25 protein-coding genes are annotated in these 20,306 nt (G+C 32.3%); 16 read left to right on the top strand and 9 right to left on the bottom strand.

Features of this window, described 5'->3' with window-relative positions:
- The first annotated feature begins 26 nt into the window (after positions 1 to 26).
- The 3 genes from AC3VI6_RS03980 (at position 27) to AC3VI6_RS03970 (ending at position 2,263) form a co-directional block, all read left to right on the top strand.
- On the top strand, positions 27 to 992 hold the full coding sequence (locus tag AC3VI6_RS03980; RefSeq protein WP_497705237.1) for an NAD-dependent epimerase/dehydratase family protein: 966 nt from the start codon (positions 27 to 29) through the stop codon (positions 990 to 992).
- Between the two features lie 110 nt (positions 993 to 1,102).
- Entirely contained in the window at positions 1,103 to 1,693 is a 591-nt protein-coding gene (locus tag AC3VI6_RS03975; RefSeq protein WP_497705236.1) for a thioredoxin family protein, read from the top strand.
- Between the two features lie 90 nt (positions 1,694 to 1,783).
- Positions 1,784 to 2,263 (top strand): ABC transporter ATPase, encoded by a 480-nt coding sequence (locus tag AC3VI6_RS03970; protein WP_299011148.1) that lies wholly within the window; start codon positions 1,784 to 1,786, stop codon positions 2,261 to 2,263.
- Here the strand turns inward: AC3VI6_RS03970 and truB are convergent.
- From truB to mce, 5 genes are read right to left on the bottom strand one after another with little or no spacing between them, the layout of a single operon-like run.
- Positions 2,258 to 2,941 carry a tRNA pseudouridine(55) synthase TruB gene (gene truB, locus AC3VI6_RS03965; RefSeq protein WP_497705235.1) on the bottom strand — a complete coding sequence of 228 codons (684 nt, stop codon included), beginning with the start codon at positions 2,939 to 2,941 and terminating at the stop codon, positions 2,258 to 2,260. The genes AC3VI6_RS03970 and truB overlap by 6 nt on opposite strands.
- The gene (locus AC3VI6_RS03960) at positions 2,942 to 3,736 is read right to left on the bottom strand and encodes an undecaprenyl-diphosphate phosphatase (protein ID WP_299001545.1); all 795 of its coding nucleotides are present in this window, start codon (positions 3,734 to 3,736) and stop codon (positions 2,942 to 2,944) included.
- Positions 3,737 to 3,738: 2 nt separating this feature from the next.
- Complete coding sequence (locus AC3VI6_RS03955) at positions 3,739 to 3,981, bottom strand: DUF3098 domain-containing protein (protein ID WP_299032273.1); 243 nt, start codon at positions 3,979 to 3,981, stop codon at positions 3,739 to 3,741.
- A 7-nt stretch (positions 3,982 to 3,988) separates the two neighbouring features.
- Entirely contained in the window at positions 3,989 to 4,867 is an 879-nt protein-coding gene (locus tag AC3VI6_RS03950; RefSeq protein WP_299011142.1) for a cell division protein FtsX, read from the bottom strand.
- A gap of 58 nt (positions 4,868 to 4,925) precedes the next feature.
- Positions 4,926 to 5,330 (bottom strand): methylmalonyl-CoA epimerase, encoded by a 405-nt coding sequence (gene mce / locus AC3VI6_RS03945; protein WP_497705234.1) that lies wholly within the window; start codon positions 5,328 to 5,330, stop codon positions 4,926 to 4,928.
- 232 nt (positions 5,331 to 5,562) lie between these two features.
- On the opposite strand from mce, the gene AC3VI6_RS03940 reads away from it, so the two are divergent.
- The 6 genes from AC3VI6_RS03940 (at position 5,563) to AC3VI6_RS03915 (ending at position 9,958) form a co-directional block, all read left to right on the top strand.
- A complete protein-coding gene (locus tag AC3VI6_RS03940) occupies positions 5,563 to 6,219 on the top strand; it encodes a hypothetical protein (RefSeq protein ID WP_435253694.1) in 657 nt (218 codons plus the stop codon).
- A gap of 134 nt (positions 6,220 to 6,353) precedes the next feature.
- Positions 6,354 to 6,869, top strand: a complete 516-nt coding sequence (locus AC3VI6_RS03935) for a hypothetical protein (RefSeq protein WP_274633361.1) — start codon at positions 6,354 to 6,356, stop codon at positions 6,867 to 6,869.
- Positions 6,845 to 7,600, top strand: coding sequence for a sensor histidine kinase (locus AC3VI6_RS03930; RefSeq protein ID WP_497705233.1), 756 nt, complete (start codon positions 6,845 to 6,847; stop codon positions 7,598 to 7,600). Before AC3VI6_RS03935 ends, AC3VI6_RS03930 begins: the two co-directional genes overlap by 25 nt.
- Before the next feature lie 54 nt (positions 7,601 to 7,654).
- The gene (locus AC3VI6_RS03925; protein WP_274633359.1) at positions 7,655 to 8,299 is read left to right on the top strand and encodes a response regulator transcription factor; all 645 of its coding nucleotides are present in this window, start codon (positions 7,655 to 7,657) and stop codon (positions 8,297 to 8,299) included.
- A 21-nt stretch (positions 8,300 to 8,320) separates the two neighbouring features.
- Positions 8,321 to 8,716, top strand: coding sequence for a 30S ribosome-binding factor RbfA (gene rbfA, locus AC3VI6_RS03920; RefSeq protein ID WP_497705232.1), 396 nt, complete (start codon positions 8,321 to 8,323; stop codon positions 8,714 to 8,716).
- Positions 8,717 to 8,755: 39 nt separating this feature from the next.
- Positions 8,756 to 9,958: an ABC transporter permease gene (locus tag AC3VI6_RS03915; RefSeq protein ID WP_497705231.1), complete on the top strand. Its 1,203-nt coding sequence runs from the start codon at positions 8,756 to 8,758 to the stop codon at positions 9,956 to 9,958.
- Between the two features lie 8 nt (positions 9,959 to 9,966).
- On the opposite strand, the gene dusB is transcribed toward AC3VI6_RS03915, so the two are convergent.
- The gene (gene dusB / locus AC3VI6_RS03910) at positions 9,967 to 10,968 is read right to left on the bottom strand and encodes a tRNA dihydrouridine synthase DusB (protein ID WP_435253692.1); all 1,002 of its coding nucleotides are present in this window, start codon (positions 10,966 to 10,968) and stop codon (positions 9,967 to 9,969) included.
- A gap of 193 nt (positions 10,969 to 11,161) precedes the next feature.
- On the opposite strand from dusB, the gene lepA reads away from it, so the two are divergent.
- Positions 11,162 to 12,958: a translation elongation factor 4 gene (gene lepA, locus AC3VI6_RS03905; protein WP_497705230.1), complete on the top strand. Its 1,797-nt coding sequence runs from the start codon at positions 11,162 to 11,164 to the stop codon at positions 12,956 to 12,958.
- A gap of 88 nt (positions 12,959 to 13,046) precedes the next feature.
- Here lepA and AC3VI6_RS03900 read toward each other — a convergent pair whose 3' ends face one another.
- Positions 13,047 to 13,745, bottom strand: a complete 699-nt coding sequence (locus tag AC3VI6_RS03900) for a zinc metallopeptidase (protein WP_299032248.1) — start codon at positions 13,743 to 13,745, stop codon at positions 13,047 to 13,049.
- 94 nt (positions 13,746 to 13,839) lie between these two features.
- On the opposite strand from AC3VI6_RS03900, the gene AC3VI6_RS03895 reads away from it, so the two are divergent.
- The 6 genes from AC3VI6_RS03895 (at position 13,840) to AC3VI6_RS03870 (ending at position 18,181) form a co-directional block, all read left to right on the top strand.
- Positions 13,840 to 14,871: an asparaginase gene (locus AC3VI6_RS03895; protein ID WP_497705229.1), complete on the top strand. Its 1,032-nt coding sequence runs from the start codon at positions 13,840 to 13,842 to the stop codon at positions 14,869 to 14,871.
- 253 nt (positions 14,872 to 15,124) lie between these two features.
- Entirely contained in the window at positions 15,125 to 15,853 is a 729-nt protein-coding gene (locus tag AC3VI6_RS03890; protein ID WP_274633350.1) for a MotA/TolQ/ExbB proton channel family protein, read from the top strand.
- 8 nt (positions 15,854 to 15,861) lie between these two features.
- Positions 15,862 to 16,305 (top strand): hypothetical protein, encoded by a 444-nt coding sequence (locus AC3VI6_RS03885; protein ID WP_497705228.1) that lies wholly within the window; start codon positions 15,862 to 15,864, stop codon positions 16,303 to 16,305.
- A gap of 6 nt (positions 16,306 to 16,311) precedes the next feature.
- Complete coding sequence (locus AC3VI6_RS03880) at positions 16,312 to 16,938, top strand: ExbD/TolR family protein (protein WP_497705227.1); 627 nt, start codon at positions 16,312 to 16,314, stop codon at positions 16,936 to 16,938.
- Between the two features lie 17 nt (positions 16,939 to 16,955).
- Positions 16,956 to 17,426, top strand: a complete 471-nt coding sequence (locus AC3VI6_RS03875; protein ID WP_274633347.1) for an ExbD/TolR family protein — start codon at positions 16,956 to 16,958, stop codon at positions 17,424 to 17,426.
- 86 nt (positions 17,427 to 17,512) lie between these two features.
- Complete coding sequence (locus AC3VI6_RS03870) at positions 17,513 to 18,181, top strand: porin family protein (protein WP_497705226.1); 669 nt, start codon at positions 17,513 to 17,515, stop codon at positions 18,179 to 18,181.
- On the opposite strand, the gene AC3VI6_RS03865 is transcribed toward AC3VI6_RS03870, so the two are convergent.
- Both AC3VI6_RS03865 and rpoN read right to left on the bottom strand, forming a co-directional pair.
- On the bottom strand, positions 18,176 to 18,775 hold the full coding sequence (locus AC3VI6_RS03865) for a hypothetical protein (protein WP_274633345.1): 600 nt from the start codon (positions 18,773 to 18,775) through the stop codon (positions 18,176 to 18,178). The two genes, AC3VI6_RS03870 and AC3VI6_RS03865, sit on opposite strands and share 6 nt — an antisense overlap.
- Positions 18,775 to 20,238 carry an RNA polymerase factor sigma-54 gene (rpoN, locus tag AC3VI6_RS03860; protein WP_497705225.1) on the bottom strand — a complete coding sequence of 488 codons (1,464 nt, stop codon included), beginning with the start codon at positions 20,236 to 20,238 and terminating at the stop codon, positions 18,775 to 18,777. Before rpoN ends, AC3VI6_RS03865 begins: the two co-directional genes overlap by 1 nt.
- Positions 20,239 to 20,306: the final 68 nt, after the last annotated feature.

The following is a 20,306-nucleotide window of genomic DNA, read 5'->3' as shown; positions in this document are numbered from 1 at the left end:
CAGCATATATTTTTGAACAATTAAAAATGAGTGATACCATATTAATTTTAGGAGCTTGCGGGCAAATAGGAACAGAATTAACCCAAAAATTACGTTCTATTTACGGTAAAGATAATGTAATAGCTTCAGATATTAGAGAAGGAAATGCAGAAATGATGAGTGCTGGTCCTTTTGAAATTATTGATGCTACAAATCAAGAGCAAATTTTAGGTGTCATCCAAAAATATAAAGTAAACCAAGTGTATTTAATGGCTGCTATGTTATCTGCAACAGCAGAAAAGTATCCGTTAAAAGGTTGGGACTTAAACATGACTTCTTTGTTAGCTGTGTTAGAGTTAGCAAAAGAAAAACATATAGAAAAAGTATATTGGCCTAGTTCTATGGCGGCATTTGGTCCAACTTCACCAAAAATGAATACGCCACAGCAAACCATTATGGAGCCTTCTACCGTTTATGGAATTAGTAAGGTTGCAGGAGAACATTGGTGTAATTATTACCACGATAAGTACGGTGTAGATGTAAGAAGTATTCGTTATCCGGGAATTATCAGTTGGAAAACACTACCAGGTGGAGGTACTACGGATTATGCTGTTGATATTTACTTTGATGCCTTAGAAAAAGGTACTTTCGAATGTTTTTTATCTGAAAACACTCGCTTGCCAATGATGTATATGGATGACGCTATCAATGCAACCATTCAATTAATGCAAGCGGATGCTGAAAAGATTAAAACAAGAACTTCATATAATTTAGCAGCAATTAGCTTTACGCCAAAAGAAATAGCTACTGAAATTAAAAAATACATTCCAGATTTTACCATTACGTACAACCCAGATTTTAGACAAGCGATTGCTGATAGTTGGCCTCAGGTAATAGACGATTCGGCAGCAAGAAAAGATTGGGGATGGAGACATCAGTTCGATTTAGCCTCAATGACTAAAGATATTATTACGAGTTTACAAGCTAAAGCCGAAGAATCAGCTGAGGTGTAAGGTTACAATCTTTCTTTCGTCTATGGTATTCAAGTTTTATAGTAAAGTGTAACTTAGGTTACGAATTCTGTGTTATAGAAGAAATATTTTTGCAATAGAATATACTACCAATGAAAAAAATTATTGAAGAAAGCTTAGAAAGAGCATTGTCATATACTGAGTATAGAAACTTGGTAAGTACTTTGTTAACTGAAGGGAAATCTACAGGACCTAATCAGTCAGAAGATTTGTTAAACTACAGTAAGTTAAACGACAAACGTATGAAGCGTTTGGACAAAACGATTCAACTTACTGAGGAAACCATCGCTAAAATTAAAGATGTAAAAGAACCGCAAACTTGGTTGGTGTTAACCGAAGGTTGGTGTGGTGATGCAGCACAAAACATCCCTGTAATTCATAAAATCGCCGCTGAAAATCCGAATATCAATTTTAAATTGGTTTTACGAGATGAGAATTTAGAGTTGATGGATGCTTTTTTAACCAACGGTGGAAGATCCATTCCAAAATTGATTGCTTTGAATGAAGAGAAAGAAGTGATTAATACTTGGGGACCAAGACCAACAATAGCTACACAAATGGTAGCTGATTACAAAGCAAAAAAAGGAAGTTTAGATGCCGAATTTAAAGAAGATTTACAAGTTTGGTACAATAAAAACAAAGGAGAAAATACACAAGAAGATATTATCTCTATGCTTCAATAAAAAATAGGAAAAAAATAAATAATTCCCCTTTTTGATTTTATTCAAGAAGGGGATTTGTTTTCTGTATCTTTGCGCCCATAACGAATTAATATGTTTGTAGAATTCAATACCTTATCAGAAGAAGCCAAAGTATGGGTATATCCATCAAGCCGAAAATTTTATCCTCAAGAAATTGACGAATTAAAAGAAAAATTGCAAAGCTTTGTAGAAGCATGGAAACAAGATGATGCTGATTTTAAAGCTTCTTTTGAATTGAAATACGATCGTTTTATTGTTTTTTCTGCGGAAGAAGATGCTCAATTAACCAATGCAGACATTGACCAACAAGTTGCTTTTATTTTGCAACTACAGCAAGAATATGAAGTTGAGTTGCTAGACAAAATGAACGTGTGTTTTAAGCAAGGAGAGTTCATCCAATACAAAGATGTAAAAGAGTTTAAAACATTGCTTAAAAAGAAGTCAGTATCCGCTAAAACAGTTGTTTTTGATAATTTAGTACAAACAAAAGGCGAATTAGAAAATTACTGGGAAGTACCTATTACTGAAAGCTGGTACAATCGATTTTTATAAGCTTTCTACAAACTCATCAACACTCTGCGCATTGTCTACCGAAAAATCTCCAATTTTGGTTCTTCGTAATACGGATAAATGTGCTCCAGAATTTAAGGCTTCTCCATAATCGTTGGCAATAGAACGGATGTAGGTTCCTTTGCTGCACACAATTCTAAATTCTACGTTAGGTAAATCAATTCTAGTGATTTCAAATTCATTGATTTCTACTTCACGAGCTTTGATTTCAGTAGTTTCACCTTTACGAGCAAGTTCGTATAAACGTTTTCCGTCTTTTTTAATCGCAGAGAAAATAGGTGGTTTTTGCTGAATTTTACCTATAAACCGCTCAGTAGTTTTATGAAGTAATTCTTCTGTTATATGTTTCGTAGGAAACGTCTCGTTAATCTCAGTTTCTAAATCGTAGCTAGGTGTGGTAGCACCAATAACAACAGTACCTGTGTATTCTTTTATCTGACCTTGATATTCGTTAATGTTTTTGGTTTGTTTACCAGTACAAATGATTAATAAACCAGTAGCTAACGGATCTAAAGTTCCTGCATGTCCTACTTTAATTTTTTTAATATTAAAGTGCTTACGAATATGCCAACGAAGCTTATTTACCACTTGAAAAGAAGTCCATTCTAATGGTTTGTCAATCAATAAAATTTGTCCGTTTTTGTAATCTTCCGCAGTCATTTAGAAAAATAAAGAATAGCCAATGGCAATTAAACCTACAATAGCGCAGTATAAAGAAAAGTATGATAATTTACTTCTCTTAACCAAAGCAATCATCCATGTACAAGCAAGTAATCCAGATATAAAAGCAGCGATAAATCCTGCTGAAAGTGGTATGATTTCTGAACTTTGAAAGTTAATATCTCCACTTAAAATGTCTTTAGCAACCTTTCCTAAAATTAAAGGAACCACCATTAAAAAGGAAAAGCGAGCGGCTCTGGTACGATCTACTCCTAACAATACTGAAGTTGAAATCGTAGCTCCTGAACGAGAAATACCAGGTAACATAGCAATAGCTTGTGAAATACCAATAATTACTGCGTTTTTAAAAGAAACACTTTTGTTGGTGTTTTTAGCTTTGTCTGCTAATAAAAGTAATACAGCAGTTACTAAAAGCATGAATCCTACTAATAAAATTTTTCCACCGAAAAAGCTTTCTAACTCTTTTTCAAAAGCAAGTCCAATAACTACAGCCGGAATCATCGATAAGATGATTTTTACCGAAAATTGCATTTCCTCGTTCCATTTAAATTGGAAAAGACCTCTGAAAATTTCAGCAATTTCTTTTCTAAATACGACAATAGTACTTAGTGCAGTTGCAGCGTGTAATACTACTGTAAAAGTTAAACTTTCTTGAGGAACAGAGGTGTCTCCAAAAATGGCTTTGGCTAATTCTAAATGTCCACTTGAAGATACTGGTAAAAATTCAGTAAGTCCTTGAATAATTCCAAGGATAATCGCTTCTAATAAATCCATGCTTATTTTTTAGGATTGGCAAAAATAGCATAAATTTCTATACCCAATCCGATAATTACCAAGGTAGGAGCTAAGCGAATTCTTTGCCAGTTGTAAATATCAGGATTAAAAACGTTAGGATCGTCACTACCGCCACCTGCCATTAAAATAAATCCTAAGGCAATTACAGCGATACCAATAAGCATAATGATATAATTTCGTTTACCGAATAGAAATTCTTGTTTTGGTGAATTGTCTTTTTCCATAAATATTTTAGTAATACAAATCGTTAGTTTGTAAATTTAAGAATCGTTGTGTAGCAAAGAAGGTGCTAATCCATGTAATAAAAAATGCAACCAATATAACTCCACCAGCTACATATCCTAAAGCAACGTAATCTTTAAGTAGTTCTAATGTAGGGATGTATTTGTCTACATAATAAATTAAAATACCTAATCCGCTTATTGCTATAAAAGCACCTAATAATCCTAGTTTTATACTTTGCCAAATAAAAGGTTTGCGAATAAAGCTTTTTGTAGCGCCTACCATTTGCATGGTTTTTATATTGAATCGTTTTGAGTAAATAGACAATCGGATAGAGCTGTTTATTAAAATAATAGCAACTAACCCAAAAAAACCACTCAATACTAACAGCCAAAAACTAATACGTTGAATATTTTTGGTAAGCAATTGTACTAATGGTTTGTCATAACTTACTTCAGCTACAAATTTGTTTTTATCAAAAGATTTTTCAAGCTCACTCATTTTTTCAGGAGTTACAAAATCTGCTTTCAGATAAATGTCTATTCCATTTTTTAACGGATTATCTCCCAAAAACTGTAAAAAATCTTCGCCTAAATCTTTTTTATATTCTTTGGCAGCGTCTTCTTTAGAAATATAAACCACCTTATTAACAAACTCTTCTTTTTTAATAGCTTCTTTAAGACTTTTAATGTTTTTGTCAGCTACTTCATCTTTTAAGAAAAGCGTCATAACTACTTTTTCCTTAAAGTGATTCGCAACTTTTGTTGATTTTAAAAGAACTAAACCTAAAACACCAATCATAAAAAGTACAAGTGCAATACTTACTACTACTGATATGTATGAAGATTGTAATCGGCGTTTTTGAAAAGAATCAAAAGAGGTTGTCATTAGTAAATACTGATTTTAAGGCGTTGCAAGATACAAATATTTAATTTTTAAATACTTCCTATTCTTCTATCTCTTGACATAACTCTATAAGTACACCATTAGTAGTTTTAGGATGTAAAAAAGCTACTAGTTTATTATCGGCTCCTTTTTTAGGAGTTTCATTCAAAACTATAAAGCCTTCATTTTGTAAACGTTTAATTTCTTCTTTTATGTTATCAACCGCAAAAGCAATGTGATGAATTCCTTCTCCTTTTTTTTCTATAAACTTGGCTATAGGGCTATCAGGCTTTGTAGCTTCTAATAATTCAATTTTATTAGGCCCCGATTTAAAAAAAGAGGTTTTTACTCCTTCACTAGCAACTTCTTCAATTTTGTAATGAGATTCACCAAAAAGAGAAGCAAATAAAGCATTCGATTTTTCCAGGTCCTTTACGGCAATACCAATATGTTCAATTTTGTTCATAGGGTAAAAGTATAAAAAACTATTCTTAAAAGCTTCATAAAAAACAAGAGTATATGACACGGAAAATAAACAGTTTAAATATTGAAGCTTTTAGGGTGTTTTTCCCTTTTGTAAGTATTGTGAGTGTTGTTAAAAGGTTGAAAACATAGTTTTTAATGAGGTTTTTTTAAAAGAATAGCTTTTTTTATTAAAAATTAACCTCCTATATTTAAGAAATTTTAAAACTTTTTTTGTGAAAAAAATAAATCTACTACAACTACTATTTTTAACTGTGATGATGAGTGTTGCAGTTTCATGTGATAATATCAATCATAAATGTGATTGTGACGATTGGCAATCTCAAGTGCCTGAAGGAACATTTTGTTATGCAAATCAAGGAAGACCTTCAAACATGTTAAAGTATAAAGAAATTATAAGCATGCTTGAATCGTATGATGAAACTAGAAAAGAAGTATTAGAGAAATCGTTAGGATTTGAAGATACAAGAGTAAATAGTTATCCAATTCAACAATTAAAAGATTACTTGGGGTATATAGAGAGTTTGTGTGCAGAAAAAGAAATTCCATTAACGGGAATTAATATTATTTCGGCTGCTTATCCTGAAAATCATTCTGGATCTAAATCGGCAGGTTATCAAACACTAATTTTTATGCCAACGACAACTATTGATGGTGAAGAGTTTGTAACCTTCGATCCGTTAAAGTCTAAAAAAGGAGTACCTACAACTTTTAAATCTATTTTAGCGAAAAGAGGGTATCATTGGTCTTATGACAAAAGTAGAGTTTCCAAAGAAGCGCAAAAAGCAGGAATAATGAATTTTAATTCAATGCAAGATGATTTAGAAGATAGTTCAGGGGCTAATAGGTTAAAACCAACACCTCCATATTAATAGGTTAATAAAGTATGTATTATTTATGTCTTATATTTATTAGTATCTCTTCAATTTTATATACATACAGGTATGTTAAAGATTCAGCTTTAAAAAAAACAAGGTTTTTTTTAGCATATCTAATATTAACGGCTTTGGTAGAAGCTATCATAAATTTTGTAATAAATATTGGTGTTCATAATACAAACTATATATATAATGCATATAGTTTAATTGAGTTTAATTTACTCTTCATGTTTTACTATGAAGTATCTAATGATAAAATTACAAAAAAGACTATAATAAGTTCACTTACATTGTTTAATGTAATAAGTTTTGGGTGGTTTTGGTACCATGATTTTAATTTTTCTCTTTTTAATTCATTTGTTATTGTACTTGGTGCATTTTTAATGGCGACAATATTATTTTTATCATTGAGAGAACTTTTGTTGTCAGATAAAATAGTAAATTACAAAACAGATGTAATATTTTGGATTACTACTGGATTGCTGCTGTATTATTTAGGATCGATACCTCTTATGGCAATATATAGTTTTATGGAAAAGGGAATGGCCTTTTTTCAAATACACAACATACAATTTGTAGTAACTATTTTCTTGCATAGTTGTGTTATAATAGGTTTGATATGGAGTTGGAAGAAAGTAGAATAATAATTGTTATAATAGCCACAATCTTAACAATTTTGGGAGTTGTTTTTTTAGTGGTGTTGTTTACTGTATTTCAAAATCGTAAGAATAAATTATTATTAGAGCGTGCTAAAAATAAAAAGCGGTATGAACGAGAAATCGCTGAAACTCAAATAGAAATACGAGAAGAAACTTTACGAAACATTAGCTGGGAGTTGCACGATAATATTGGTCAACTCCTAACTTTAGCTAACATACAATTGCAACACGCCTCGCCTGAAAATATGGGAGAAATTTCAGAAATTATTACAAAGAGTTTAAAAGAAGTACGAGCACTCTCAAAAGTAATTAATCCAGATTTTATTAATAATGTAAAGCTAAAGAAAGCATTAGAATTAGAAATAGCCCGTTTTAATAGATTAAATTATATTGAAGCAAGTTTAGAAGTAACAGGTTCAGAGCAAGAAATTAATCAAAAACATGGAATCATTATTTTTAGAATACTTCAAGAATTTTTTTCTAATACTATAAAACATTCAAAAGCTTCTAAGTTAGATGTCTTTTTAAATTACAAAGATGATTTTGTTGAAATTAAAGCTCAAGATAATGGTGTAGGTTTTGATATGGTAAGAGTAGGTTTAAAAGGTATAGGTTTGCAGAATATAAAAGCAAGAGCAAAATTGATAAATGCAGAAGCAAAATTTAAATCAGCACCTAAAAAAGGAACTTGTTTAATAATAAATTATTATATTTAACGAGCCTTAGTGTATATCCCCCAACAACAAATACTAACCTAACTCATTGAAACTATGAAATACTCAGTTGTTGTTGTAGATGATCATACGTTATTATCACAGGCTATTGAAGGTATGGTAAACACCTTTGATAAATTCAAAGTGCTTTACACTTGTAAAAACGGAAAAGAGGTTGAAGAAAAATTTTCTGCCTCACCTAGAAATATACCTGATTTAGTTCTAGTAGATGTAAATATGCCTGTGATGAATGGTATTGAAACTACTGAATGGATTGTGGAAAATTATCCACAAGTGCATGTTATGGCCTTATCCGTTGAAGATGCCGATGGCACTATTTTAAAAATGTTAAAGGCAGGAGCTGTTGGTTATTTGTTAAAAGATACCAAAAAAGAAATCTTAGAAAAGGCCCTTCTTGAAATGATGGATAATGGTTTTTATCACACCAAAAATGTTACTACTTTATTATTAGATTCAGTTTCTGGTAAAAAAGAAAGAAATAATCTCGCATTCAAAGAGAATGAAATTACTTTTATGAAGTTGGCTTGTTCAGAGTTAACCTATAAAGAAATTGCCGAAAAAATGTTTTTAAGCCCGAAAACGATAGACGGTTATCGCGATAGTTTATTTACAAAATTAAACGTAAGAAACAGAGTAGGATTGGTAATGTACGCGATAAAAAATAAAATTTATACTCCGTAATTTTATGCTTAAATTTGCAGCATGGAAGAAACAAATAGACAACGAAAAATTGCAGGAGTATTGCAACAAGACTTGGTAGACGTTTTACAACGTGCTGCGCAAGATGGAATGAAGGGAGTGATTATATCGGTATCTAAAGTTTCGGTTACTGCCGATTTAGGAGTAGCTAAAGTGTACTTAAGTGTATTTCCTTCAGAAAAAAGAGATGAGATTATTGATGGGGTGAAGTCTAATACTCCTTTAATCCGTCACGAATTAGCACAACGAACAAAAAATCAACTTAGAAGAATGCCAGAACTGTTATTCTTTGGAGATGATAGTTTAGATTATATTGAAGATATTGATAAATCTTTAAAAGGAGAAGACATCGATCCAATAAAAAACCCAGATATCTTACCTCGTCGCCAAAAACGTTAATAAATTTTCTTTACTTTGGCTAGCTAAATTTATTAATGGTTGAATTTTTCACTATACATAGCTAAACGGTACTTATTTTCAAAAACAAGTACCAACGCAATTAATATCATTACAGCAATTGCTGTTTTTGGTGTTGTAGTGGGTACTTTGGCTTTGTTTGTCGTTTTATCAGGCTTTTCTGGTTTAAAAACTTTTAGTGATTCTTTGCTAAATGCATCAGATCCTGATATAAAAATAACAGCGGCTCAAGGAAAATCTTTTGAATATTCAACAAAACTTCATGAAATTCTTCAACAAGAAGAAGCTATAAAAGCATATTCAAAAGTTGTAGAAGAAAGAGTCTTTTTAAAATATAAAGACAGAGATCATATTGCTCAAATAAAAGGAGTAGATACTAACTACTCATCTATAATTCCTACAGATTCTATACTAACCGTTGGAACTTGGATAGACGAGCAGTATAAAAACACAGCGGTTATTGGCTACGGAATTTCATATAAGTTATCATTAGGAATTTTTAATTTTGGTGAAGCATTGCAGGTTTTAGTTCCAAAGCCAGGAAAAGGATTTATAAATGCGAACAATGCTTTTCGATCAATTTCTACACAAGTAGTTGGTGTATATACAGGTTCAGAAGAGTTTCAAAATAAATATGTGTTTACCGAGCTTTTGTCAGCGCAAGAGTTGTTAGGGTATAAAGAGAATCAAATAACTGGAGTAGAATTAGCCCTTAAAAAAGGAGTTGATTTAGATTCGTTTCAAGAAAAATTACAAGAAACTTTAGGAGAGGATTTTAAAGTACAAACCCGAGCACAGTTAAATACCTTGTATTATAAAGTAATCAATACCGAAAATTTTATATCGTACTTAATATTCACTTTGATTGTAGCGATCGCTTTATTTAATGTAATAGGCTCAATAATAATGATGATTATTGATAAACGCCAAAACCTAAAAACGTTATTTAATTTAGGTTGTAGTATAGATGAAATTAAAAAAATATTCATTTACCAAGGGTTTTTATTAACCCTGGTAGGAATGGGAATTGGATTGGTTTTAGGAATGTTGTTAGTGTTAATTCAACAACGATTTGAATTACTAATGATTACGGAAAGTTTAGCTTACCCAGTTGAATTTAGGTTGATAAACCTACTCGTGGTACTTGTAACGATTTCAGCTTTGGGTTATTTAGCAGCAAAAATTGCAAGTTCAAGAATTTCAAAAAGTTTTATTGAACGATAAGTTTTTATTTACCCTATTTCAGGAATCGTTGCATTTCCAAATTTAGCTTGTACTTCGTCAAAAGCAGCAAAAACATCTTTAGGATCATCCGAAGTAACCATTTTCATTCGGTGTTCTTTAAAATGAGGAATCCCTTTAAAATAGTTGGTATAATGTCTTCTAGTTTCTACCACACCTAGGTGTTCACCTTTCCAGTCAATAGCCATTTCTAAATGACGACGTGCCATATCAACACGTTGAGAAATAGTTGGTCCCGGTAAATGCTCTCCTGTTTTAAAGTAGTGTTTTACTTCGTTGAAAAACCAAGGATATCCGATAGATGCACGACCAATCATACAGCCATCTAATCCGTATACATCACGCATTTCCATCGCTTTTTCAGGAGAAGTAACATCTCCATTTCCAAATACAGGAATGTGCATTCTTGGATTGTTTTTAACTTCAGCGATAGGTGCCCAATCAGCTTCACCTTTATACATTTGCGCACGCGTACGACCGTGAATAGAAATGGCTTTGCAACCAACATCTTGTAAACGTTCAGCAACTTCAAGAATTCGAATTGAATCATGATCCCAACCTAAACGAGTTTTCACAGTAACAGGTAACTTAGTGTGTTTTACCATGGCTTCGGTAAGAGAAACCATTAAATCAATATCTTTTAAAATTCCTGCTCCAGCGCCTTTTGAAACTACTTTTTTAACAGGGCAACCAAAATTGATGTCAATAATATCAGGATTTGATTTTTCAACAATTTCAACAGTTTTCAGCATAGAATCTAAATTGGCACCGAAAATTTGAATCCCTACTGGGCGTTCTTTTTCGTAAATATCTAGCTTCATTACACTTTTTGCCGCATCACGAATCAACCCTTCCGAAGAAATAAATTCAGTATACACTACATCAGCACCATTTTCTTTGCATAAAGCTCTGAATGGTGGATCACTTACATCTTCCATCGGCGCTAATAATAGCGGAAAATCAGGAAGTTCTATGTTACCTATTTTTACCATGCTGCAAAGTTACTTTTTATTTTTTTATTGTGTAAATTTTTAATTGTACATCGTTTTTCAAAGAAGTATCTTTGCAAGTCACAAGTAGTTAGATTACGACGAATGAACCCATAATGGGTATTTAGTAAATAATGCGGTTTTGTTAAAACGGATTTCCTAAGTGTCTATAATGGTTTGAGAAATTTTTTTATTGATGAAGAACATTAGAAATTTTTGCATTATTGCACATATTGATCATGGTAAGAGTACTCTTGCTGATAGATTATTAGATTTTACTGGAACAGTTACTGAGCGTGAAAAACAAAACCAGTTACTAGATAACATGGATTTAGAGCGCGAACGTGGGATTACTATTAAATCTCATGCTATTCAAATGGATTATATTTATGAAGGAGAAAATTATATTCTAAACTTAATCGATACTCCAGGTCACGTAGATTTTTCTTATGAAGTTTCTCGTTCTATTGCAGCTTGTGAAGGAGCGTTGTTAATTGTGGATGCAGCACAAAGTATTCAAGCACAAACGATTTCTAACTTATACTTAGCTTTAGAAAACGATTTGGAAATTATTCCTGTCTTAAATAAAGTAGATTTACCTTCAGCAAATCCTGAAGAAGTAACTGATGATATTGTTGATTTATTAGGGTGTAATCCTGAAGATGTAATTCATGCAAGTGGAAAAACAGGTTTTGGAGTTGATAATATTTTAAAAGCAATTATTGATAAAATACCTGCGCCAAGTGGAAACCCCGATGCACCATTAAAAGCATTGATTTTTGACTCGGTGTATAACTCATACCGCGGAATTGAAACCTACTTTAGAGTAATTGATGGTTCTATTAAAAAGAATCAACAAATAAAATTCATGGCAACGGGTAAACAGTATGGAGCTGACGAAGTAGGAACTTTAAAGTTAAATCAAGTTGTAAAAAACGAGATTAAAACCGGAGATGTTGGATATTTAATTACAGGAATTAAAGCAGCAAAAGAAGTAAAGGTAGGAGATACGATTACTGATTTTGCGAACCCAACAACCGAAAGAATTGAAGGGTTTGAAGATGTAAAGCCAATGGTGTTCGCAGGAATATATCCTGTAGACACTGAAGATTATGAAGAGCTACGTGCTTCAATGGAAAAGTTGCAGTTAAATGATGCTTCATTAGTATTTCAACCAGAAAGTTCTGCGGCATTAGGATTTGGTTTCCGATGTGGTTTCCTAGGGATGTTACACATGGAAATTATTCAGGAGCGTTTAGAGCGTGAGTTTGATATGACGGTAATTACTACGGTTCCTAACGTAAGTTACCATGCATTTACTAAGAAAGATGTTGATGAGGTGATTATTGTAAATAATCCATCTGACTTACCAGATCCGTCAAGATTAGATAGAGTTGAAGAGCCTTTTATTAAAGCCTCAATTATTACCAAAGCTGATTTTGTAGGTCAGGTAATGTCACTTTGTATAGAAAAACGTGGGCAAATTGTAAATCAAACTTATTTAACTCCTGAGCGAGTTGAATTAATTTTTGATATGCCATTAGCAGAAATTGTATTCGATTTTTACGATCGATTAAAAACAGTTTCTAAAGGATATGCATCGTTCGATTATCATCCAATAGGAATGAAGGAATCGAAGTTGGTTCGTGTTGATATGTTACTTAATGGGCAAGCAGTAGATGCACTTTCAGCATTATTACATGCTGATAATGCTTACGGAATAGGAAAACGTATTTGTGAGAAGTTAAAAGAATTAATTCCACGTCAACAGTTTGATATTCCAATTCAGGCAGCTATTGGAGCTAAAATTATTGCTCGTGAAACGGTAAAAGCTTTACGTAAGGATGTGACAGCTAAGTGTTACGGAGGAGATATTTCTCGTAAACGTAAGTTATTAGAAAAACAAAAGAAAGGTAAAAAACGTATGCGTCAAGTAGGAAACGTAGAAATTCCACAGCAAGCGTTTATGGCTGTATTAAAACTGAATGACTAAGTTTTCTCAGAAACTAGAGCATAGAATATAGAAAAACCCGTTTTGATTTCTTCAAAACGGGTTTTTTTATTGTTGTGATTTTAGAAAGTTAATCTCTATTTCCTAAAACTTGTAGCGCCCAATATAATAGCATAGCAAGCGATCCTAAAGCAGCAACTAAATAAGTTCTTGCAGCCCATTTTAAAGAATCTTTTGATCCTGCTAGCTCTTCACGAGTTACCATGTTCTTGTTTTCTAGCCAAGCTAAAGCTCTATTACTTGCGTCATATTCCACAGGTAAAGTAACAAAACTAAAAATTGTACCTAAAGCCATAAAAGCTAAACCAGCTAAAGCAATATAAAACCCGATACCTGTACTTCCAGAAGCAGCCCCAAAAGCAATACCACCAATTACCATCCACTGAGAGAAACGAGAAGTAATACTTACCATAGGAACTAATTTAGAACGCATTTGTAAGTATTGATAAGCGGTAGCGTGTTGTACAGCGTGTCCAACTTCGTGAGCAGCAACAGCAGCTGCAGCTGCATTGCGTTGGTTGTATACGGCTTCACTTAAGTTTACTGTTTTGTTTTGAGGATTATAATGGTCGGTTAACCTACCAGGAGTAGAAATTACCTGAACATCATAAATACCATGATCTGCTAACATTTTTTGAGCAATTTCTGCTCCGCTCATACCATTACGTAAGTGAACTTGCGAGTATTTTTTAAATTTACGTTGTAAAGTATTACTTACTAACCAACTGAATAAAGATATTATACCTATCAGTACATAAAATCCGATCATAATTTATATAGTTTTAAAATTTTGTATCATTTTTGCTGGATAAATTTACAACATAAATTATTCCAAATTAGTTAAGGAAATTAAAAATGTCAAAATGACAACACAACCTAAAATTTTAATAGTTTATACAGGAGGAACCATTGGTATGGTTAAAGACTACAATACTGGAGCTTTAAAGGCTTTCGATTTTAGTCAGATTTCTAGTAAGATTCCAGAATTACAACAACTAAACTGTGAAATTTCTACCATTTCTTTTGATGAACCGATTGATTCATCAAATATGAGTGTGGAGTATTATATTCAAATAGCAGATATAATTTCTGATAATTATGACAAGTTTGACGGATTTGTTGTACTAACAGGTTCAGACACGATGTCGTATACGTCATCAGCAATAAGTTTTATGTTTGAAAACTTACAAAAACCTGTAATTTTTACAGGATCTCAGTTACCAATAGGTGATTTACGTACCGATGCTAAAGAAAATTTAATAACCTCGATTCAAGTAGCGTCAGCCTATGAAAATGGCAAGCCAGTAATACAAGAAGTAGGGTTGTACTTCGAATATAAATTGTACAGAGCTAATAGAACTACTAAGATAAATGCAGAACAATTTGAAGCATTTGCCTCGATGAATTATCCGCCTTTGGCAGAGAGTGGAGTGCATTTAAACTTTAGTTATCCGTTACTATTAAAATCTAATGGGGGAGACAAAGATTTAGTGGTAAGGAAGAATTTAGATAATCATGTAGCAATTTTAAAGCTATTCCCAGGCATTACAGAATCGGTAGTAAGAAGTTTTATGAACATTCCAGATTTAAAAGGAATTATTTTAGAAACGTACGGATCAGGAAATGCACCTACCGAAACCTGGTTTGTAGATTTATTAGAAAAAGCTGTTAAAAGAGGAATATACATTGTTAATGTAACACAATGTAAAGGAGGAAGCGTAATTTTAGGACATTATGAAACAAGTTCAGAATTAAAACGCATAGGTATTGTTGATGGTAAGGATATTACCACCGAAACAGCAGTTGCAAAAATGATGTATTTACTAGGGGAAAAGCTGTCAAAAGAAGAATTTAAGCATTATTTTGAGAAACCTCTTAGGGGAGAAATGACATGATTTGTAAATAAATTGTTAAATTTAGCGTTGTAACTCCTTGAATTACTAAGGGAAAGCGTTAAAAAACTGGTAGGTAATAGAAATACTATAGATTTTTTTTAATCTCCCAACATTTTTTTGTTACTTGCCACTCTGAAAAAATTAAAAACGTAATAAGTACAAGAAAAGCATTACTTATTTATAAAAAAATAAGTTTTTCGCAGTAAAATTTGTATTTTTAACCCGTTAACTATTTAAAATTAATTATAACAAAATGAAAAAAGTAGTAAATATCCTAACTATTGCAGGATTTATGTTTTTAGGAGCTATTCAATCAACTTATGCTCAAGACGCAGCGGCGGCAGAAGGATCAGAAACTTTCCACCAAATTTTAAAAAGATATTTTATTGAAGGTGGTCCTGGTTTTATGGGAATTGTATTAGTAGCTTTAATCTTAGGTTTAGCTATCGCAATTGAAAGAATTATTTATTTAAATATGGCTACAACCAATACTAAGAAATTAATTGCTAGTGTTGATGAAGCTTTAAGTTCAGGTGGAGTAGAAGCTGCTAAAGAAGTATGCAGAAACACAAAAGGACCTGTTGCTTCTATCTTTTATCAAGGATTAGAAAGAGCTGATGAAGGTTTAGATGCTGCTGAAAAAGCTGTAGTAGGATATGGAGGAGTGCAAATGGGATTATTAGAGAAAAACATCTCTTGGATTTCATTATTTATCGCTTTAGCACCGATGTTAGGGTTCATGGGAACTGTAATTGGTATGATTGGAGCTTTTGATGCGATTGCAGTAGCAAACGATATCTCTCCAGCGGTAGTAGCAGGTGGTATTAAAGTAGCTCTTTTAACAACTGTATTCGGTTTAGTAGTAGCTATTATTTTACAAATTTTCTACAACTACATTATTTCTAAAGTAGATAGTATCGTAAACAACATGGAAGATGCTTCTATCTCTTTAATCGACTTATTAGCTAAGTATAAAAAATAAGAAGAGGTATGAAGAACAATAAATTAATAACAATTTTTGTAGCATTACTCTCTTTAGTTGGTATAGTCTTATTTATGGTGGCTATGGGAGCAGATGCAGAAGATCCTGTTGCAATATCAAGTGCAGTTTCTCCATTAGTAACATACTCTTTAGTGTTATTAGGATTAACAGCAGGTGTAACAGTATTAGCTTCTATCTTAAGTTTGTTTAAAAATCCAGCAGCTTTAAAAAAAGCATTAATTGGATTGTTAGGAATGGGGGTATTATTAGTAGTTTCTTATATCTTATCAGCAGACGGACAAGTTATTGACGCAAACGAAAAAGTAATTGCGGCAGCAGGAAGCAGTGTATCTAAAAATACTAGTACAGGTATTTGGTTAAGTGTTATATTAATACTGATCGCAGGAGGTTTCTTCGTGTGGGATTTATTAAAAGGATTAATTAAATCGTAGAGTATTATGGCAAGAAGAGAAAACCCAGAAATTAATGCAGGTTCGATGGCAGATATTGCCTTCTTGCTACTTATCTTTTTCCTTGTAACAACAACGATGGATGTGGATTCAGGTATTCCTAAAAAATTAGCTGAAAAAACTGAAGTTGAACCACCAATCGTTAAAGAGAAAAACATTTTTCAAGTAAGTATTAACCGTAACAACCAACTTTTAGTTGAAAATGAAGTTATGGAGTTAAAAGACTTAAAAGATGCGGCTATAAAATTTATAGATAATGGTGGAGGTATTGGTAACCCAATGCCTGGAAAAGAAGCAGGAGCCGCTTGTGACTATTGTAAAGGAGCAAAAGACCCTGAGTCATCAGATCATCCTAACAAGGCAATTATCTCAGTAGAAAGTGACAGAGGTACAGAATACGGTACTTATGTTGCAGTACAGAATGAGTTGTTAAGAGCTTATACTGAGTTACGTAACAGATTGTGTCTTGAAAAATACGGAATGAGTTTTGACGAACTTGAAAAAGCCTTTGTTGAAGGCGCAAGAAAAGATGAGTCTTTAAGAAAGAAGGTAGAAGATATTAAGACGAGTTACCCTCAGATTATTTCTGACACCGACCCAACTAATGTTAACTAATAAAACAATATAAGATTATGTCTAAGTTTAGAAAAAAGAAGAAAGGGATGCCTGCTTTATCTACGGCGTCTTTACCAGATATTGTTTTCATGTTATTATTCTTCTTCATGGTAACTACTACCATGAGAGAAACAGATTTATTAATTGACTCACCACGTTTACCTAGTGCAAGTGAAGTTAAGAAACTTGAGCGTAAAAGTTTAGTGAGTACAATTTATGTTGGTAAAGCAAAAGACCCAAAGTATGGTACAGGATATAACAGAATTCAGTTAAACGATAAGATTGCTACACCAGATGATGTACCTTCTTTCATTTATCTTGAAAGAGATAACGTTTCTGAAGCAGAAGTACCATTTATGACAACTTCTATTAAAGCAGATAAAGAATCGAGTGTAGGTACTTTAGCCGATATTCGTGAAAAATTAAGAGATGTAAACGCTCTTAAATTAAGTTTATCTACGCATAAAGGAAGTGTAATTAATAAATAATTACTTTTAAATAAACGAGAAAAGAGCAATCATAAGGTTGCTCTTTTTTTATACCAAAAAGTTATCTTTATCGTTAAAGAATTAAGATGAAACAAAAAGTATTTACATTTTTAGCAATACTCATTTCTTTGACTGCTTTTTCTCAAAAAGACTCTTTGCAAATAGGAGATAAGTATTTAGAAGATCAGTTGTATATTAATATAACGTATAACTTGTTAACTAATCAACCAAAAGAGTTAGGAGATACAGGTTTTTCATATGGTCTGGCTTTAGGATATATGAGAGATATACCACTTAATAGAAGCGGAAGAAATGCTTTTGCTGTCGGTTTAGGTTATAGTTACGATTCATTTGATCATGATTTAAAGGTTTTAGATGATAATGGAGATTATGAAATAGACCCTGATTTAAGCTCAAATAAAATTAAACTTCACAATCTAGAAATGCCTATTCAATTTCGATGGCGTTCTTCTGATGCTAACACCTATTCTTTTTGGCGATTTTATGCTGGAGTTAAAATAATATACAATTTGAGTAACGAATTCCGATACAAGATAATAGATGAAAGTTTTAGTTTTTCCAATTTAGAAAACTATAATAAATGGCAAACAGGTTTAACATTATCTGCAGGTTATGGTACTTTCAATTTTCATGTGTATTACGGTTTGACCCCTATGTTTAAAAACGCGACACTAAATGGTGATTCTATTGATAGTAGAATAGTTAAAGTAGGGCTAAGTTTCTATCTGTTATAAGATATAGTAAGCTAAAAAAGGGCTAAATAAGCCAATAAAAAAGCCTACATATACTTCTTTTGCCGAGTGAGCTTTTAATTGCAATCTAGAGCTTGCTAATAGTCCAGAAAGTAACATTAGAGTAGTTATAACAGGAAGTATTTGTACTGCTTGTAATTGTTGAAATAGTAAAAAGTACCCGATAGCTATCCCCATAGATAATAAATGTAGACTGCCTTTTATTTTAAACGGAAATAGCATATAAATAAAACCAAGTCCGAAAACAGTTCCGTAGAATAAATAACTTAAGTCTTTAACGATACTCATATTCGAGAATAGTTTTCCTAAAAACATAAATAAAATCATCATTAAAAACACAGGAAACTTTCGTTCTTCTATACTATGTACTCTAAATGTTTTTATATATCCGATGGATTTAAGAAACACAAGTAATGACAGCGGAATTAGATAAGTAGCAACAAACACTACAGAAACAACCGTAAATTGTTGTTGTTTATTGAGTGCTATAGGTGAAAATACAAAATACAAAAGAATGCCTATAGTAGGCATTACAATTGGATGTAAAATGGTTGATATGAATTTATGCCAACGCATTAAATTTCTTTACGTAAACGAGCCACAGGAATGTCTAATTGCTCTCTATACTTAGCTACCGTTCTTCTTGCAATAGGGTATCCTTTCTCTTTTAAAATTTTAGAAAGTTTTTCGTCTGTTAAAGGCTTACGCTTGTCTTCTTCACTTATAACCGTTTCTAAAATCTTTTTAATCTCTTTGGTAGAAACATCTTCTCCTTGGTCGTTTTTCATTGACTCAGAGAAAAAATCCTTAATTAACTTCGTTCCGTAAGGCGTAGATACATACTTGCTGCTAGCTACACGAGAAACTGTAGATACATCCATGTTTATTTCATCAGCAATATCTTTTAAAATCATTGGTTTTAGCTTGCGCTCATCACCTGTTAAAAAATATTCTTTTTGACGGTGCATAATTGCATTCATCGTTACTAAAAGTGTTTGTTGACGCTGTTTAATAGCATCAATAAACCACTTTGCAGCATCTAACTTTTGCTTGATAAAAAGCACTGCATCTTTTTGTGACTTGGTTTTCTCTTTAGAATCTTGATACCCTTTTAACATGTTGTTATACTCTCTAGAAACATGTAGTTCTGGAGCGTTACGAGAGTTCAAGGTTAAATCTAAATTTCCATCAATAATTCTGATTGAAAAATCAGGAACTATTTGCTCAGCAATTTTGTTGTTACCTGCGTAAGAACTTCCTGGTTTCGGGTTTAATCTACTTATTTCATGAATAACATCTTTAAGCTGTTCTTCAGAAATATTATATTTTTCTAATAATTTTTGATAGTGTTTTTTAACGAAATGGTCGAAAGATTCTTCTAAAATTCGAATTGCTAAAGCTCTGCTTTCAGTTTCAGTTTTCGACTTTAACTGAATAATTAAACATTCTTTTAAGTCTAAAGCACCAACACCTGTAGGGTCTAGTTTTTGAACAACATTGACTAAAACATCTTTAACTTTTTCTTCCGTAGTAAAAATGTTTTGAGTAAAAGCCAAATCATCAACTAAATCAATAATATCTCTACGAATGTAACCACTATCGTCTATGCTACCTACTAAAAATTCGGCAATAGCACGTTCATCGTCATCAATTCTAAAGGTGTTTAATTGATTGTTTAATGATTGATGAAAACTAGTGCCAGCTGCATATGGGATTTGTTTTTCTTCATCATCTGAAGAATAGTTATTCGTTTGCGTTTTATAACTAGGATATTCGTCGTCGCTTAAATATTCATCAATATTAATGTCATCGGTGTCAATCTTTTCATTGCCCGAATCGTCATAATCAATATCATTGGCTAAAGTATCTTCAAAATTCTCTGGCTCATCTTTACCTGTATCTAAAGCAGGATTTTCTTCAATTTCTTGTTTCAAACGTTCTTCAAAAGCTTGCGTAGGCAATTGAATTAACTTCATCAACTGAATTTGTTGTGGAGATAATTTTTGAAGTAATTTTTGATGTAAACTTTGTTTTAGCATATATACAAAGATATGAAATAGGACAAAAAAATCGCCATCCGCTGAGGAATGACGATTCTTATTTATAA

The sequence above is a fragment of the Tenacibaculum sp. TB-56 genome (assembly GCF_059716275.2).
The sequence above is the reverse complement of the archived record's forward strand: the minus strand, read 5'-3'. Positions and strand labels throughout refer to the sequence as shown.